The following is a 13,673-nucleotide window of genomic DNA, read 5'->3' as shown; positions in this document are numbered from 1 at the left end:
CGGATGACGGCCGCCCGCACCGGAACCGTCACCACCCGCTCGGCCTGGCACGACGTACCGCGCTTCCAGGTGCGCCGGTTCGCGGCGATCGCCATGGCCGAGGCGCCCGATCTCGCCGAGGAGATCCTCGCTGAGATCCAGCGCGAGTACCCGCACCTGCCCGTCGTCCTCGACGACTCCGGCGAGCCGATGGCCCTGGTCGGCATCCGCCGCGCCATCGAGGTCTTCGTGCAGCACCTGGAGAACTCGGAGGGCCGCCCGACCGTCCCGCCCGGCGTCTTCCAGGACTTCGGCCGCGGCGAGGGCCTGAACGGCCGCTCCCTGGACTCTTTGCAGGCCATCTACCGCATGGGCGTACGCCTGGCCTGGCGCCGCTTCGCCGACATCGGCCAGCGCGTGGAGATCCCGCCCCCGGCGATGTACGAACTCGTCGACGCGGGCTACGAGTACCTGGACGGACTGGTCGACCAGTCCGTGCGCGGCTACGCCGAGGCGGCGGCCCGCCAGGCCGGCGAACGCCTGCGGCTGCAACGCCGCCTCATGGAACTGCTGCTGGCCGAACACCACCGCGGCGACCCCACCGAGGCCTTCACCGAACGCGCCGCCCGCATCGGCTGGCCGCTGCCCGAGAAGGTCGCGGTCGGCGTCCTGCTGCGCCCGGCCCGCGAGGCGATGGCCCCCGCCGTCGGCCAGGGGGTCCTGCTCGACATGGAGTACGAACAGCCCCGCATGGTCGTCCCCGAGCCGGACGCGGCCGGCCGCCACGAACTGCTGCACCGGGCCCTGACCGGCTGGTCCGGCGCGATCGGCCCGCCCGTCCCGCTGGCGGACGCGGCGAAGTCGCTGCGCTGGGCCGAGGCCGCGGTCCGCCTGATGGAACGCGACCTGCTGCCCTCCGGCGAGGTCCTGCACTGCACCGAGCACACCGAGGCCCTGGTCCTCCTCCAGCCCGAGGAACTGATCGACGACCTGGCCCTGCGCTGCCTGGCCCCCCTGACCCACTGCGGCCCCACCCACGGCCGCCGCCTCGCCGAGACCCTCCTGGCCTGGCTGGAAACCCGCGGCGGCGCCCCCGAGGTCGCCGCCCGCCTGGGCGTCCACCCCCAGACGGTCCGCTACCGCCTCCGCCAGATCCGCGAACTGTGGGGCGACGAGATAGACGACCCGGACCGCCGCTTCGAACTCGAACTGGTCCTGCGGGCGCAGCGGCTGCGGGGGGAACTGGGGGCGGTGCGGGGGCGGCGGTAGGGCGGCCGGTGCGCCCGGCGGGACCCACCGCCGCCGCACCGTCACACCGTGGCGCGCTCCTTCGCCGCGGCCCGCCCGGACGCCGGGGCGTCCAGGTGGACGACCACCGACGTGTAGAAGCGGTGCACGGCGTCGTCGACGCTGCGGATGAAACCGGACTCGGCGTTGCCCCGGCCGCTGCCCATGCCCTTGAACAGGGACAGCCGGAAGCCCGTGATGCGGGTGGCGCTGTCCTTCGGCAGCAGATCGGCCGGTTCGGGGCGCAGCCGCTCCAACGTGCCCCGGGGGCCTTGCGCCTCGCCCTCCACCAGCGTCTCGACGTGCAGGTCCGCCGGTGCCTCGGCGAGGCGGCGGATCAGGCGTTTGGCCCAGGTCAGCGGATAGCCCTGCTCGGGAGCCGGGATCTCGACGGAGGTGCGCAGCTTGGCGGTCCGCAGGTCGGCGCTGATGCCGAGCAGACCGGGCGCGCCCTCGACCCGCAGCTCCGCCTGCAGCCTGCCCTCCAGGCACAGCTGGTCCGCCAGGCGGGCACGGCGGGCCCCGGGGTCGGTGCCGCGCCTGGTGCGCTGGGCGGGCAGCACCTTCTGCCCGAGTTCGCCGCCGAGCCGCAGGCAGACCTGGCGGACGAGCCGTTCCCAGCTCTCGACGACCTCCAGGGCGCGCGGGTCCCCCTGGCAGAGGGTCTCGTCATTGATGCCGTTGCGTACCGGCACCCAGGCCGAGCCCATGTTCTGGAAGCCGTGACAACCGGAGTTGTCGTGCTGGAGGTAGTGGAGCAGGTCCTGCAGGAGCCAGGTGCGTGCGGCGTTGCCGACACCCTCGTGCCGGATCAGCATCTGGGCCTGGTGGGCCACTTCGGCCCAGGACAGATGCCACAGCGCCACCTGGTGCTTGCGCCGCCGGTCGATCTTGACGTCGACCAGCGGGCTGCCTTCCAGCGCCACGTCGTTCGACAGCGTGATCACGGCCTCGTAGCCCCGCCGGGCCGCGATGTCCATGTAGGCCTGCACCTGGTCGGACTTGAGCGGGTTGCCGTTGGTCTTGGTCTCCACGAGCGCGGTCCACAGCTTCCCGGCGCGCTCGACGCGGATCACCCCGTCGGGGCGCCGTGGTGTGTCCCCGTGCGGCAGGGAGACTTCGGTGAAGGTCTCCATGCGGCCGGACGGCGCACCGAACGGGGCGGTGATGCGCCGGCCGAACCGGGGCACCTGGGCCATCACCGACAGCAGCACGGAGGTGGCGCGCATCTCCCGGTCCCGGTCGCTCTTGAGCGTCGAGACCGGGAAGAGCCGGGCCTGCTTCCACGAGTCGTTCTCCGCCAGGCTCTTCGCGGGTGCCCTCGGCGGCGTGACCTTCTTCTTGGCCGTCCGGGGCCGGGCCGGCCGCTTCTTCGGTGCGGCTTCCTCGTCGGCCGGCGGACGTGGTGCCGGGACGGCCTCCAGGGTCGCCGGCGGCGGGGCGCCGGCCGCGGGGGCGGCGGGAACGGCGGGGTCCGCCGCGACCGCCGCCTCGCCCTCCGTCTCGGGCTCCGCCTCGTCGTCCTCGATGTCGACGCCGAAGTCCGTGGCCAGTCCCGCGAGGCCGCTCTCGTAGCCCTGTCCGACGGCCCGGAACTTCCACTCCTCGCCCCGCCGGTACAGCTCGCCGAAGATGATCGCGCTCACCGCGCCGGGGTCCTCGACGACGAACCGCAGGAGGCTCTCGCCCACCGCGTCGGCCAGCGTCACGCGCACGTCGTCCAGCTCGCCGAACCGGGCGCCCTCGTAGCGGCTCGCCGCCACGACGATCCGCTCCACGTCGGCCGGGACCGCGGTCAGGTCGAAGCTGATCCGGTCCTCGCTGCCGTCGTCCGTGGGCTCCTTGCCGAGCAACTGCACACTGCCGTCGGCGGCCACCGGGTTGTTGTAGAAGTAAAAGTCGGCGTCGCTGCGGACCTTGCCGTTCCCGTCGAGCAGCAGGACGGAGACGTCGGCGTCGCCCTCCCCGGTCGGGCTGGACCAGCCCAGGCTCACGATCGCGGAGCCCACGTTCTCGCTCAGGGCCGACAAGGACACGTTCGCGCCCATGGTCATGTCACGCACAGAAGAATCCCCCCACCTCTGCGACACCTGTGACGTGCCGCACACCGGCACTTTAATGTGCACGCAACGTGTTCGTGGGGTGCTCGTCGGTTTCCGCCCGCTCCCGCTCTCCCCATTGCCCGGGCAAACCTCTATGGCTAGCCTGTGTTCGTCATGCCGATCGCCTGTTGAAATCTCGAACGCGGGCGCTGAGAACACATTAGGGAGGGGGCCGGTCGTGGGACGACTCGTACCAGCCGTGACCCGGGCTCTCGACATTCTCGAGCTCTTTCTCGACGGGGACGGGACGCTCTCCGCCCCCGACATCGTGCGCAAGCTGCAGCTGCCGCGCACCACCGTGCACGAGCTGGTGACCACGCTCGCCGCCCGGAAGTACATCGTCCCCGTGCCCGGCCAGCCGGGACGCTACCGGCTCGGCGTGCGCCCGTACCAGCTCGGCGCCCGCTACGCCGAGCAGCTCGACCTCGCCGCCGAGGGGCAGCAGGTCGCCCGGTCGGTGGCCGAGACCTGCGACGAGACCGTGCACGTGGCGATCCTGGAGGACACGGACGTCATCTACATCGCCAAGGTCGACTCCACGCACGCCGTGCGGATGGTGTCGGCCGCAGGCCGCAGGCTGCCCGCGCACTGCACCTCCGTCGGCAAGATGCTGCTGGCCTCCCTTCCCGAGCACGAACTCGCCGCGCGCATCCCCGACGGCGCCGAGCTGGCCGCGATGACCCCCAACAGCATCACCGACCCGGCCGTCCTGCGCGAGGCCCTGGCCGAGATCCGTGAGCGGGGCATCGCCGTGGAGAGCCGCGAGTCCAACCCGGACGTCAGCTGTGTGGCGGCGCCGGTGCGCGACCGCGCCGGGCAGGTCGTCGCCGCCCTGTCGATCTCCGTGCCCATGATCCGCTGGAGCGAGGAGCGCCGGGCCGAGCTGGAGCAGCTCGCCGCGAAGGGCGCCGCCGAGCTGTCCGAGCACCTCGGTCACCGGAGCGTGGCATGACGCGGCCGTACGAGGTCGCCGTGCGCGCCGAGGCCGAGCTGGGGGAGGGCCCGACCTGGGACGCGGCGGCCGGGCGGCTGCTGTGGATCGACATCCTCGGCTCGCGCCTGCACACCTACGACCCGGTCACCGGGCGGCGCACGGTCCGCCGTACCGAGCAGCACGTCGGGGCGGTGAAGCCGCGCGCCGGGGGCGGTCTGGTGCTCAACCTGCGCGACGGGGTCGGCCTCCTCGACCCGGACGGCGACTTCCGCTGGCTGCACCGCGACCCCGTCCCCGGCCGGCGGGCCAACGACGCCGCGGTCGCGCCCGACGGCGCGCTGTGGGCCGGGACCATGCGGTACGACGAGGCGCCGGGGGGCGGGACGCTGTCCCGCGTCACCGGGGACGGTTCGGCCGAGGTCGTGCTCGACGACGTGACCGTCAGCAACGGCACCGGGTGGAGCCCCGACGGGCGGCTCATGTACTACATCGACACCCCCACCCGCCGCGTCGACGTCTTCGACCACGCGGACGGCCGGGTGTCCGGCCGCCGGACGCTCGCCGAGATCGAGGAGGGCGCCGGTTTCCCGGACGGGCTGACCGTGGACGCCGACGGATGTGTGTGGGTGGCCCTGTGGGAGGGCGCGGCGGTGCGGCGGTACACGCCGCGGGGCCGGCTGGACCGGGTGATCGAGCTGCCGGTGCCGTTGGTGACGGCCTGCGCGTTCGGCGGGGCCGGGCTGACCGACCTGTACGTCACGACGGCGCGTACGGGCTTGGGCGAGCCGCCCGCGCTGGCGGGCTCGCTGTTCGTGGTGCCGGGGGCGGGCAAGGGCCTGGTCGAGCCCGCGTTCGCCGGTTGACCGGGAGAAGGAACCAGGGAACCAGGGAACGAGGGAGCAGGGGCCGGGGCGACGGCCCCTGCCGGCTCAGCGGCCCGTTTGGTCCAGCCGCCGCAGGATCTCCCGCTCGTCCTCCGTCAGCGGCGCCCCCACCGCCGCCGGCAACGGCGGCCCGCTCAGCGTCGCCAGCACCGTCGAGGGCCGCAGCAGCCGCGCCGGACCCGTCGTCATGCTCATCACGTCCCACACCGCCGACGCCGCCGTGAACGAGCCGGTCGCCGTGCGGATCATGCGGCGGGTGTACGCGGTGACCAGACGGTCGGCGGCCCCGGGCGAGCCCCCGCGCGTCCCGGGGTACCAGACGTCCTGGCTCACCGCCATCGTCCACGCGGCCTCCACCGGCCTGGCCGCCCGCCGCTGCACCCGCCGGGCCAGCCCCGGCTCGTCGAGGCCGGACCGCCGCAGCTCCCGGTCCAGCGCACGCGCGCCCAGCGCGGCCACGGACATGCCCTGCCCGTAGGCGGGGTTGAACGTGGCCAGCGCGTCACCGAGGACGACGAGGCGGTCGGGCCAGGAGCGCACCTTCTCCAGGTACCGGCGGTGATTGCTGGTGCTGCGGCTGACGTGGACGTCGGTGAGCGGCTGTGCGCCGGAGATCAGCCGGCCCACGATCGGGTCGGGCAGGTCCAGGGTGTACCGCAGGAACGCGTCCGGATCGGAGGGCGGTTCGCCACCGCCCCGGGTGCCGGCGAGGCTGACCATCCAGCGGTCGCCCTCGATGGGCAGCACCATGCCGCTGCGGCCGGGGCGCCCCCGATACGGATCGGCCTGCACCATCGTCAAGGGGAAACGATCCGCCCCCTCGGGCGTGCGGTACAGGCGGGTGGCGTTCACCAGGCCGGCGTCCACCGTCTTCTCGCGCACGTCGTCGACGCCGAGCCCCGCCAGCCAGGTCACGATCCGCGAGCCCCGGCCGCTCGCGTCCACCACGAAGTCGGCGGCGAGTTCCTCGTCGCCGGCGGCGGTCGACAGCCGCACCCCGGTCACCCGCTGCCGCGACCCCGTCAGTTCCAGCACCCGCGCCTTGCGGATCACCACCCCCGTGCTGTCCAGCACGGCCCCCCGCACCGCCCAGTCGAGCAGGGCCCGGGTGCAGGTCAGCATCCGCGGTCCGGGGTGGCGCCAACGCCGGAACCAGCCCTCGGGCGTGAGGGCGACCATGCCCGAGCCGAGCGGTATCTCGTGCGCCCCGGCGGCGAGCAGGTGCTTGCGCATGCTCACGCCCGGCACCAGGTCCTCCATGGAGGCCAGGCCGCCGGCCATGAGGAGGTGCGCGTGACGTCCCTGCGGCAGGCCCTTGCGGTGCTCGGGCCCCTCCGGCAGGTCGTCGCGGTCGAGCACGATCACCTCGTCCGCGACGGCGGACAGGGCCGCGGCGGCCAGCATGCCGGCCAGACCCGCACCGATGACGACAGCTCTACGCGACATGCGACTCCTCGCACTCAGCCATGAAGGCTCCTTCGCCCCCCTGGTGAGGGGGCGTTCCCCGACGTCCGGCCGCGGCCGTGCAGCGCGCAACACCGGCCGCAGGCACCGGTTTCCAGCCACGCGGGCCTCGTTCCGGACGGCTCTCACCGTACCTTCACGTACCGTGCCCGCGACCCCCCGTGCGGGTCCCGCCCCGCAGGCGGCCGGACGCGGCGTCAGCCGGTGAGCGACCTGCCGTCCGCGTGGTCGTACGCCAGGGCGCGGATCGCCCGGAGGTCCTCCGTGCGGCGCAGGGCCCGGGACACGGCGCCGATCTCGCGCAGCAGGTCGGTGGTGTCGTGGGCTCCCGTGTCGTCCTCCTCCCGTGTCCGGTGCCGGGCGTCGGCCGCGTCCAGGATCGCCGCGGTGGCGGCCAGTGCCTTCGCCCGGTCGGGCGGGTGGCCGAGGGCGAGGGCGGCGTCGTGGAACCGTGCCCGGCGGTCCTCGTCGACGTGCCGGGTGAGCGGCAGCAGCACGTCGCGGATGAACGTCTCCCGGCGCACCAGCCGCAGTTCCGGCGTCGCGCGCAGCAGGAACGGGACGCCCGCGCCGTTGACGGTCTTCATCAGCAGGTACAGCGGCCGCAGTTCGTGGTGGGCGAGCCGGACGTGCCAGCGGCCGTGCAGGTACTGCCCGGCGTGCGGGAGGATGAAGCCGATCGCGATGAGCACGGCGGACAGGCAGGCGAGCGGCGGGGCGACGGCCGTGCTCAGCCAGTCCACGTCCCGTCCGCACCAACGGGCCACCACCGCGCTGATCTTGGCGGCGTCGAAGAGCAACTGGGCCGCGTAGCCCACGCCGAGGAACTTCAGCCCCCAGCGCAGCAGCGAGTCGAGCCCGTCCGTGCGGACCCAGTTCCAGATCAGCCCGTTGGTGACCAGGGCGGCCACGGTGTGCGCGAGCAGGTAGAGGACGATCACCTCGCGCATGTACGGGGTGTTCGCGTAGTAGGTGTCGAGGTCCCGCAGCCGCTCCACCGGCACGTCCGCGAGCGCGAACAGCACCCACATCGCGACGATCACACCCGAGTAGACCACCACGACCCCGCGCATCGCCCGCCGGGTGCGCTCGGAGCGGTCGGACAGGCCGTTGCGCCAGGAGATGATCAGCAGCAGGCAGAAGGCGCAGAACGCGGTGAGCAGCGAGTAGACCCAGGGGCCCGAGAAGTTCGCCACCCCGGTGAGCCGGTTGACCCGGGCGATCGTCGACGGGGCGACGAAGACGAACACCGCGCAGGCGAGCAGCAGCAGTCCGCCGACCGCGCGCAGCATCGGGTCCTTCCAGAGCCGGATGATGCTCGGCAGCTTGATGGCCAGGGCGGCGGCCAGGACCCCCGCCGGGATCCACCAGAAGTTCGGGTAGAACTGGTTGACGAACTCGACCGGGGTCAGTGCCAGCGTCCTCACGGGGCGGCACCTCCTCGCGGTCCCCGGTAGTACAGCGAGCGCTGCACGGGTTCGAGGGGGACGTCGGGGCCGCGCCCGCCCGGCAGCAGCGTGCGGCATCCCGCGGCCAGCCGGTGCCCGAAGGCGTCGGCCTCGGCCTCGTCGCGTTCCCGGGAGCCGTTGCGGGCGGCCACCGCCAGCGCGACGTCCTCCCAGCCGGGCCGGTCGGCGAACGCGTGGGCCGCCGCCGCGCCCGCGCCCCGGTGATGCCCGTGCCCCGCGTGCAGGTGCCACAGCTCGTGCCCGAGGATGACCAACTGCTGTACCGCCTCGGCCCGTTCCTCCACGATGACCAGGTCGAAGTCCTGGAACTCCACCCACAGGCCGGTCACTTCGATCTCGTCCGGGAAGCGCTCGAACCGCAGCTCCACGGGCCGCCCGCCGCGCCGCGCGCTCATCTCCTCGCACAGCGCCCGGCACAACGACCGTACGTCGGCCGGCGCCTGGGGTCTCGCGCGGACCGCCGCGGTGAGGTCGGCGGCCAGACCGCGCATGGCCGCGCCGCGGCGCGAACGCCCGAGCGCGGCGGTGACCCGGGCGGCCATCGTCCGCGCGCCCGCGATGTCCATCGCTCCCCCTTCTCACCACCGGCCGGCGGCTTCGGCAGCCCGTCCGAGCCTACGCGCCCGAAAGTGTGCGCGTCATGCGATCCGACGTCCGATGTTCGACGGGGAACGACCGTTCGTGCTCGCGAAGCCCCGTCCAATCTCTGACCGGACCATTGACGCGCCCGCGCTTCGAACTTACGGTCCCGTTCGAAGTAACGAGCGACTATCGAAATACCGAACAATCCCGAACAACCCGTGGACATCGATCGTGAGGGCAGGGCATGGGACGACCTGACCTGAACCGCAGGCGGCTTCTCGGCGGGCTCGGCGGACTCTTCGTCGCGAGCAGCTTCGGCTTCGCCGCCCTCGGCACCGGAGCCGACGCGCTCGCCTCCGACGCGAGCACCCGCGTGCGCTACTGGAACCTCTTCAGCGGCGGCGACGGCGCCAACATGATCGCGATGCTGGACGCCTTCCGCGCGGACCACCCCGGCATCGCGGTGAAGGACTCCACCCTCCAGTGGGGCAACCCCTTCTACACCAAGCTCGCCATGGCCGCCGCGGGCCACCGCGCCCCCGACCTCGGCGTCATGCACCTGGGCCGCGTCACCGGCTTCGCGCCCGGCCGCCTCCTCGACCCCTGGGACACCGCGCTGCTGGCCGAGTACGGCGTACGGGAGGAGGACTTCAACCCCGCCCTGTGGAAACGCGCCGTCGTCGACGGCAAGCTCTACGCGCTGCCCCTCGACATCCACGTCCAGCTCTGCTTCTACCGCAAGGACGTGCTGCGGAAGGCCGGACTGCTCGGCGCCGACGGCCGGATGGTGCCGGTCGGCTCCCCCGAGGAGTGGTTCGACGTCCTCAAGGAGGCCAGGAAGGCCACCGCGAAGGGGCTGCAGACCATCGGCTTCTGGCACAACGACCAGAACTTCCAGTGGTGGTTCTTCGTCGCCTTCTACACCCAGCTCGGCGGCACCTGGTTCGACGCCGCCCGCACCGAGGTCACCTTCGACACCGGCAAGGCGGTCCAGGTGCTGGAGTTCCTGCGCCGGCACGTCACCGGCGGATTCGCCGACCCGGGCTTCGGGGGCGGCGCGGGCGCCGAGCAGTTCCTCAACGGCTCGCCCTTCGTCTGGGAGGGCAACTGGTCGGTGCCCGTCTTCTCCGGCGCGAAGCTCGACTACGGTGCCACCCCGCTGCCGCCCCTCTTCGGCAGGCCCGCCACCCACGCCGAGTCGCACGCCTTCGTCCTGCCGCACCAGTCCGGCCGCGGCGGCGCCACCAACGAGGCGGCACACCGGCTCGCCGCCTACGTCGTCCGCCACGCCCGGCAGTGGGCGGCCGGCGGCCACATCCCCGCCTACACGCCCACCCTGTCCACGGCCGCCTACCGGAAGCTGGACCCGCAGAGCGAGTACGTCTCCGCCATGGACCACCAGGCCAACGAGCCCAAGGTGTGGTTCGCCGGCTCCACCGGCATCCTCGCCCAGCGCGTCGGCCCGATCGTCGTCTCCGCCACGACCGGCTCCGCCGGGCCGGAGACCGCCGCCCGCCGCATGAAGAGCGCCCTCACCGGACTGCTCGCCACGAAGAACCCCATGGACGGCCGCACCGCCGCCGAAGGAGGTGCGGCCGCGTGATGGCGACCAGCGCCCAGACCCTCGCCGTACCCGCCCGCGCGCGCACCGCCGCCGCGGGCGCCTCCCTCCGCCGCAAGCAGGGCTTCCAGCACGGCGGCTGGTTCGTCGCCCCCTTCCTGGCCCTGTTCGCCCTGTTCGTGATCTGGCCGCTCCTCAAGGGCGTCTACCTCAGCTTCACCGACGCCAACATCACCGGCGAGGGCGCGAGCTTCGTCGGCCTCGACAACTACCGCGAGGCCCTGAAGGACCCGCTGCTGTGGGACTCCCTCGGCCACAGCGCCTTCTTCACGGCCCTGGTCGTGCCCTGCATCACCGTCCTGGCCTTCCTCCTCGCGATGCTCGCCCACCACATCGAACGCGGGAAGTGGCTGTGGCGGCTGTGCTTCTTCGCCCCGTTCCTGCTGCCGTCCACCGTCGCGGGCAACCTGTGGCAGTGGCTGTTCAACCCCGGCACCGGCATGGTCAACCACGTCCTCGGCCTGGAGACCCCCTGGCTGACCGACAAGTCCTACGCGATGCCCGCCATCGTGATCATGACCCTGTGGTGGACCGTCGGCTTCAGCTTCCTGCTCTACCTCGCCGCCCTCCAGGGCATCCCCGGCCACCTCTACGAGGCGGCCAGGCTCGACGGCGCCAACGCCTGGCACCGCACGGTCCACATCACCCTGCCGATGCTGCGCAACATCACCGGCCTCGTCGTCGCCCTGCAGATCCTCGCCTCGCTCCAGGTCTTCGACCAGGCCGTGGTGATGCAGGACTTCGGCCCCGGGCCCGAGGAATCGACCCGGACCTTCGTCCAGTTCACCCTCGAAGAGGGCTTCACCAGCTACCGCGTGGGCTACGCCTCCGCGATCTCCGTCATCTTCTTCGTGATCATCGCGGCCGTCGCCCTCGCCCGGATGTGGCTGCTGCGCAACCGTGAGGAGAGCGCCCGATGACCACCAAGGCGTGGAGCCCCGCCCAGATCGTCCTGACCCTCCTCGCGGCGGCCGTCTCGGTCGTCTTCCTGGCCCCCTTCGCCTGGGCCCTGTTCACCTCCCTCAAGTCGGAGACCGAGGCCGTCGAGGTCCCTCCGCACTGGCTCCCCGAGGACGTCACGGGCCAGGCCTGGCAGGCCCTCTTCGAGGCCGGCACCCTCACCAACTGGTTCGTGAACTCCGTGGTCGTCTCGGTCTGCGTGACGGCGGTGGTGCTGCTGGTCAGCGCGCTGGCCGGATACGGCTTCGCCCGCACCGAGTTCCGCGGCAAGAACGTGCTGCTGGGCCTGGTCATGGCGGGCCTGATGATCTCGCCCGCGGTGCTCGGCGTCCCGCTGTTCACGACCGTCCAGCAGATGGGCATGGTCGACACCTACTGGGGCATGATCCTGCCGCAGTGCGCGCCCGCCGCGATGGTCTACATCCTCTACAAGTTCTTCCAGGGCCTGCCGCGCGAACTGGAGGAGGCCGCCTTCATCGACGGCGCGGGCCGCTGGCGGGTCTTCTTCACCATCGTCCTGCCGCTCTCCCGCCCCTCCCTGGCCGCGGTCGGCATCTTCACCTTCATCGCCTCGTGGAACAACTTCCTCTGGCCGTACATGGTGACCAACAACCCCGACCTGATGACCATGCCGAACGGCATCGCGACCGTCATGAACTCCTACGGCATCCAGTGGGCCCAGCTGATGGCCGGCGGCCTGATGGCGGGCCTGCCCCTGATCATCGTCTTCGTCTTCTTCCAGCGGCAGATCGTGGCGGGCGTGGCCCACACCGGCTTGGCCGGGCAGTAGATGGCGCCCCGACAGGGGCGCGGGGAACTGCGCGACCGGCCACGAACCACCCGCAGACAAGACTGAACCCCGAAAGGCAAGCATGCACACCGCCCGCTTCACCCTCGACCCCGCCTTCACCGTCGGCGAAGTGAACCCCCGGCTCTTCGGCAGCTTCGTCGAGCACCTCGGCCGCTGCGTCTACACCGGCGTCTTCGAACCGGACCACCCCACCGCCGACGACAAGGGCCTGCGCCAGGACGTCCTCGCCCTCGTCCGCGAACTGGGCGTCACCGCCGTCCGCTACCCCGGCGGCAACTTCGTCTCCGGCTACAAGTGGGAGGACTCGGTCGGCCCCGCCGAATCCCGCCCCCGCCGCCTCGACCTGGCCTGGCACTCCACCGAGACCAACCGCTTCGGCCTGTCCGAGTACATCGGCTTCCTGCGCAAGATCGGCCCCCAGGCCGAGCCCATGATGGCCGTCAACCTCGGCACCCGCGGCGTCGCCGAGGCCCTGGAACTGCAGGAGTACGCCAACCACACCGGCGGCACGGCCCTGTCCGACCTGCGCGTGACCCACGGCGACAAGGACCCCTTCGGCATCCGGCTGTGGTGCCTGGGCAACGAGATGGACGGCCCCTGGCAGACCGGCCACAAGACGGCCGAGGAGTACGGCCGCCTCGCCGCCGAGACGGCCCGGGCCATGCGCCAGCAGGACCCCGGCGTCGAACTCGTCGCCTGCGGCTCCTCCAGCCAGTCCATGCCGACCTTCGCCGCGTGGGAGGCCACGGTCCTGGAGGAGACCTACGACCTCGTCGACTACATCTCCCTGCACGCCTACTACTGGCCCGAGGACGGCGACCTCGACTCCTTCCTCGCCTCCGCCGTCGACATGGAGTCGTTCATCGACAACGTCGTCGCGACCGCCGACCACGTGGGCGCGAAACTGAAGTCGAAGAAGAAGATCAACCTCTCCTTCGACGAGTGGAACGTCTGGTACCTGCCGGAGTGGGAGGCCCGCGCCAAGACCTTCGAGCAGCACGACTGGCCGGAGGCGCCACGCCTGCTGGAGGACAACTACAGCGTCACCGACGCCGTCGTCTTCGGCTCGCTCCTCATCGCCCTGCTCCGGCACGCCGACCGGGTCACCGTCGCCTGCCTCGCCCAGCTCGTCAACGTCATCGCGCCGATCATGACCGAGCCGGGCGGCCCGGCCTGGCGGCAGACCACGTTCTTCCCGTTCGCCCAGGCCTCGAAGTACGGCCGCGGCCAGGTCCTCGACGTGCGCGTGGACTCGCCGACGTACGCGACGCGCAAGTACGGCGAGACCGACCTGCTGCACGCCACCGCCGTGCGCGGCGAGGACGGCACGGTCACCGTCTTCGCCGTCAACCGCAGCCGCACCGAGCCGCTGCCCCTGGAGGTCGCGCTGAACGGGCTGGACCTGTCGTCGGTCGTCGAGCACAGCGCCCTCGCGGACGCCGACCCCGACGCCCGCAACACCCTCGACGACCCCGAGCGGGTGACCCCGCACGCGGTCGACGGCACCACCCTCCAGGACGGCACGCTGAGCACCGTCCTGGAGCCGCTGTCCTGGAACGTGATCCGGCTGGCGTGACGGC

11 protein-coding genes are annotated in these 13,673 nt (G+C 72.3%); 7 read left to right on the top strand and 4 right to left on the bottom strand.

From position 1 onward, the window contains the following. The first annotated feature begins 3 nt into the window (after positions 1–3). Positions 4–1,248, top strand: a complete 1,245-nt coding sequence (locus AC07DA_RS16575) for a PucR-like N-terminal domain-containing protein (protein WP_479128711.1) — start codon at positions 4–6, stop codon at positions 1,246–1,248. Positions 1,249–1,289: 41 nt separating this feature from the next. Here the strand turns inward: AC07DA_RS16575 and AC07DA_RS16570 are convergent, their stop codons facing one another. After that, positions 1,290–3,320 carry a TerD family protein gene (locus AC07DA_RS16570; RefSeq protein WP_479128961.1) on the bottom strand — a complete coding sequence of 677 codons (2,031 nt, stop codon included), beginning with the start codon at positions 3,318–3,320 and terminating at the stop codon, positions 1,290–1,292. A gap of 226 nt (positions 3,321–3,546) precedes the next feature. Between AC07DA_RS16570 and AC07DA_RS16565 the strand changes: the two genes are divergently transcribed. Both AC07DA_RS16565 and AC07DA_RS16560 read left to right on the top strand, forming a co-directional pair. Then, positions 3,547–4,320, top strand: coding sequence for an IclR family transcriptional regulator (locus AC07DA_RS16565; protein WP_479128709.1), 774 nt, complete (start codon positions 3,547–3,549; stop codon positions 4,318–4,320). Continuing rightward, entirely contained in the window at positions 4,317–5,165 is an 849-nt protein-coding gene (locus tag AC07DA_RS16560) for an SMP-30/gluconolactonase/LRE family protein (protein WP_479128707.1), read from the top strand. The genes AC07DA_RS16565 and AC07DA_RS16560 overlap by 4 nt, the downstream gene beginning before the upstream one ends. A 66-nt stretch (positions 5,166–5,231) precedes the next feature. Here the strand turns inward: AC07DA_RS16560 and AC07DA_RS16555 are convergent, their stop codons facing one another. From AC07DA_RS16555 to AC07DA_RS16545, 3 genes are all read right to left on the bottom strand, one after another. Beyond that, positions 5,232–6,632: an NAD(P)/FAD-dependent oxidoreductase gene (locus AC07DA_RS16555; RefSeq protein ID WP_479128705.1), complete on the bottom strand. Its 1,401-nt coding sequence runs from the start codon at positions 6,630–6,632 to the stop codon at positions 5,232–5,234. Between the two features lie 215 nt (positions 6,633–6,847). Beyond that, positions 6,848–8,077, bottom strand: coding sequence for a DUF6545 domain-containing protein (locus AC07DA_RS16550; RefSeq protein ID WP_479128703.1), 1,230 nt, complete (start codon positions 8,075–8,077; stop codon positions 6,848–6,850). Continuing rightward, entirely contained in the window at positions 8,074–8,685 is a 612-nt protein-coding gene (locus AC07DA_RS16545; RefSeq protein WP_479128701.1) for a toxin-antitoxin system, toxin component family protein, read from the bottom strand. The genes AC07DA_RS16550 and AC07DA_RS16545 overlap by 4 nt, the downstream gene beginning before the upstream one ends. A gap of 260 nt (positions 8,686–8,945) precedes the next feature. Here AC07DA_RS16545 and AC07DA_RS16540 point away from each other — a divergent pair, with 260 nt between their 5' ends. From AC07DA_RS16540 to arfA, 4 genes are all read left to right on the top strand, one after another. Further along, positions 8,946–10,304 (top strand): extracellular solute-binding protein, encoded by a 1,359-nt coding sequence (locus tag AC07DA_RS16540; RefSeq protein WP_479128699.1) that lies wholly within the window; start codon positions 8,946–8,948, stop codon positions 10,302–10,304. Continuing rightward, positions 10,304–11,242 (top strand): carbohydrate ABC transporter permease, encoded by a 939-nt coding sequence (locus AC07DA_RS16535; protein WP_479128959.1) that lies wholly within the window; start codon positions 10,304–10,306, stop codon positions 11,240–11,242. Before AC07DA_RS16540 ends, AC07DA_RS16535 begins: the two co-directional genes overlap by 1 nt. Continuing rightward, positions 11,239–12,072, top strand: a complete 834-nt coding sequence (locus tag AC07DA_RS16530; protein WP_479128697.1) for a carbohydrate ABC transporter permease — start codon at positions 11,239–11,241, stop codon at positions 12,070–12,072. The genes AC07DA_RS16535 and AC07DA_RS16530 overlap by 4 nt, the downstream gene beginning before the upstream one ends. Before the next feature lie 82 nt (positions 12,073–12,154). Continuing rightward, the gene (arfA, locus tag AC07DA_RS16525; protein ID WP_479128695.1) at positions 12,155–13,669 is read left to right on the top strand and encodes an arabinosylfuranosidase ArfA; all 1,515 of its coding nucleotides are present in this window, start codon (positions 12,155–12,157) and stop codon (positions 13,667–13,669) included. The last annotated feature ends 4 nt before the right edge of the window (positions 13,670–13,673 follow it).

The organism is Streptomyces sp. NPDC044921 (assembly GCF_056432865.1).
The sequence above is the reverse complement of the archived record's forward strand: the minus strand, read 5'-3'. Positions and strand labels throughout refer to the sequence as shown.

Bases quoted from the DNA above. Each gene is read 5' to 3' on its own strand.
- AC07DA_RS16555 (WP_479128705.1), bottom strand. From the start codon at position 6,632: ATGTCGCGTAGAGCTGTCGTCATCGGTGCGGGTCTGGCCGGCATGCTG.
- AC07DA_RS16540 (WP_479128699.1), top strand. From the start codon at position 8,946: ATGGGACGACCTGACCTGAACCGCAGGCGGCTTCTCGGCGGGCTCGGC.
- AC07DA_RS16575 (WP_479128711.1), top strand. From the start codon at position 4: ATGACGGCCGCCCGCACCGGAACCGTCACCACCCGCTCGGCCTGGCAC.
- arfA (WP_479128695.1), top strand. From the start codon at position 12,155: ATGCACACCGCCCGCTTCACCCTCGACCCCGCCTTCACCGTCGGCGAA.
- AC07DA_RS16560 (WP_479128707.1), top strand. From the start codon at position 4,317: ATGACGCGGCCGTACGAGGTCGCCGTGCGCGCCGAGGCCGAGCTGGGG.
- AC07DA_RS16535 (WP_479128959.1), top strand. From the start codon at position 10,304: ATGGCGACCAGCGCCCAGACCCTCGCCGTACCCGCCCGCGCGCGCACC.
- AC07DA_RS16530 (WP_479128697.1), top strand. From the start codon at position 11,239: ATGACCACCAAGGCGTGGAGCCCCGCCCAGATCGTCCTGACCCTCCTC.
- AC07DA_RS16570 (WP_479128961.1), bottom strand. From the start codon at position 3,320: ATGACCATGGGCGCGAACGTGTCCTTGTCGGCCCTGAGCGAGAACGTG.
- AC07DA_RS16545 (WP_479128701.1), bottom strand. From the start codon at position 8,685: ATGGACATCGCGGGCGCGCGGACGATGGCCGCCCGGGTCACCGCCGCG.